The sequence below is a fragment of the Streptomyces sp. NTH33 genome (assembly GCF_003236365.1).
GTDB lineage: Bacteria > Actinomycetota > Actinomycetes > Streptomycetales > Streptomycetaceae > Streptomyces.
The window spans coordinates 1-2,514 of record NZ_POTZ01000709.1 but is presented as its reverse complement, the minus strand read 5'-3'; the positions used below and the strand labels follow the sequence as shown (position 1 = coordinate 2,514).

At 74.9% G+C, this 2,514-nt stretch carries 1 protein-coding gene and 1 pseudogene; both read left to right on the top strand.

What is annotated here, in order from left to right; all coding sequences use genetic code 11:
* Positions 1–1,283 (top strand): annotated as a pseudogene (locus tag C1I97_RS35315) (serine/threonine protein kinase); the annotation flags it as partial.
* 195 nt (positions 1,284–1,478) lie between these two features.
* Positions 1,479–2,514: serine/threonine-protein kinase (locus C1I97_RS35310; RefSeq protein ID WP_258382896.1), on the top strand; the 1,036-nt coding region annotated here is incomplete at its 3' end.

Sequence of the window (2,514 nt, the reverse complement as noted above, 5' to 3'; positions counted from 1 at the left end):
GCCCCGTCGCCGGCACCCCCGTGCCACGCGGACCCGCCACCGCGCTCGCGGCCGAGCGGGCCCGGCAGGCGCGGATGGCCGTGGTGGGACCGGTGACCGAGCGGTGGGCGCCGGAGCAGGCCGGGCCCGTCCACGAGAACTGGCAGCTGGCCGCGCCCATCGGACCGGCGACCGACCTGTGGGCGCTGGGCGCGCTGCTCTTCAGGGCCGTACAGGGGCACGCGCCGTACCCGGAGGAGTCGACCGCCGAACTGGTGCAGATGGTGTGCGCCGAGCCGCCCGCCTACGCGGAGGAGTGTGGGCCGCTGCGCCCGGTCGTGGAGTCGCTGCTGCGTCAGGACCCCACCGAACGCCCGGACTTCGAGGAGCTGAGCGGCTGGCTGCGCTCACTGGTGCGGTCCGCGCCCGAACCGGAGGCCGGCGTGCACGTCATCGCCGCCCCGCCCGCCGACTCCAGCCGGCTGCCGGTCGTACGCCGCCGCGGCGAGCTGGTGCGCAGGCGGCGTGCCGGGCTGCCCGCCCCGCACGGACGGCACAAGCGGGCCAAGCAGCGGTCCCGTTCGCCGCGGAGTCTGGGCCGCACGCTGCTCCTGCTGATCCTGCTCCTGCTGACCGCCGCGATCGCGTACGCGATGCTGTTCATGCCGAAGGCCGGCCACAGCGGCGCGGCGGGCGGCGATCGCACCAGAACCGCCGGCGAGGCGGACCCGGCCCCGGCGGAGACGGACGGCGCGTCCCGGCCCGGGCCCTCCCCGTCCTCGTCCCGCACCGGCAACAGCCCGTCCAGGTCCGCAGGTTCGACCGAGGCGCAGACCACGGCCCCCGACCTCGCCGGTGGTTTCACCCTCCGCGTGGACCCCGCCGGTTTCCAGGTCGCCGTCGCCAAGGGCTGGACCCGTACGCCCAAGAACGACCGGGGCCAAGTCGTTTACTCACACGGCGCGTTCGAGCTGATCGTCGTACCCGGGCGGGACAGCGCCGCCGAGTTGGGCAGCGACCCGATGGCGTACCAGCGGGAGAAGGAGAGCGAGCTGCAGGGCTACCGCGCCTCCAGCTGGGCCACCTCCTCCGGGCTGCGGACCATCCAGGTGGGCGGACGCACCATGGCCGAGGGGCAGTTCACGTGGACGGGCGCGAACGGGCAGCAGCTCTTCGTGCGCAACCTGGCCGTCCTCATCGACGGCAGGTACCACGTCGTGCAGGTCCGGGGGCCCGAGGCCCAGCGGGACCAGGTGACCAGGCTGTACGAGCAGGCGTCGGCGACGTATCAATACACGGGGTGAGCACGGAAGGGCCCACCGGCCCCGGGAAGCGACAACCGTCACAGTCGGGACTCCTCGGGGCCCCGCTGGTTCCCCGTGGGGTGGCCTGAACTTACCCTGGCCCTGTCAAGACCATTGCGGGGAAACGTGAATCAGACGCAGGGCCCGCTCCTCGCGGGCCGCTACCGGCTCGCCGACGCCATCGGCAGCGGCGGCATGGGCCGGGTGTGGCGCGCACACGACGAGGTGCTGCACCGGGCCGTCGCCATCAAGGAGTTGACCGCCGCGCTCTACGCCGCCGGGAACGACCAGGCGGTCCTGCTCGCGCGCACCCGGGCCGAGGCGCGCGCCGCCGCGCGGATCAACCACTCCGCGGTCGTCACCGTGCACGACGTACTGGAGCACGACGGCCGCCCTTGGATCGTGATGGAGCTGGTCGAGGGCCGCTCGCTGGCGGACACGCTCAAGGAGCGGGGCCGGCTGGAGCCGGAGGAAGCCGCCCGGACCGGCCTGTGGGTGCTGCGCGCCCTGCGCGCCGCGCACACCGCCGGGGTGCTGCACCGCGACGTCAAGCCCGGCAACGTCCTGCTCGGCCGGGACGGCCGCGTCCTGCTCACCGACTTCGGCATCGCGCAGATAGAGGGTGACACGACCATCACCCGCACCGGGGAGGTCGTCGGCTCGGTCGACTACCTGGCCCCCGAGCGTGTCCGCGGCCACGATCCGGGCCCGGCCTCCGACCTGTGGGCGCTGGGCGCCACGCTCTACACGGCCGTGGAGGGCCTGTCGCCGTTCCGCCGCACCTCACCGCTGACCACCATGCAGGCGGTCGTCGACGAGGAGCCCCGCGAGGCGCGGTACGCCGGTTCGCTCGGCCCGGTCATCACCGCCCTGCTGCGCAAGGATCCGGCCGAGCGGCCGCCGGCGGAGGCGGCCGAGCAGATGCTCGCCGAGGCCGCCGAGGGACGACGGCCGAGCGGCGCACAGGCGTACGTGCCCACGCAGGCGGTCGGAAACCACCCGGAAACCGTCACGCGCACCGCCGGGACCGGTACGGCGTCCCCGACCCCGTATCCGTCGGTGACCGCCGCACCGACCGCATCGACCGTGCCGACCGCATCGACCGCATCGACCGTGCCGACCGCATCGACCGCACCGACCGTGCCGACAGCCGTCGGCCCCGCACCCGCCACGACGGCCGCCGCCACGACGGCCGCCGCCACGGCGGCCGCCGCCACGACGGCCGCCGCCC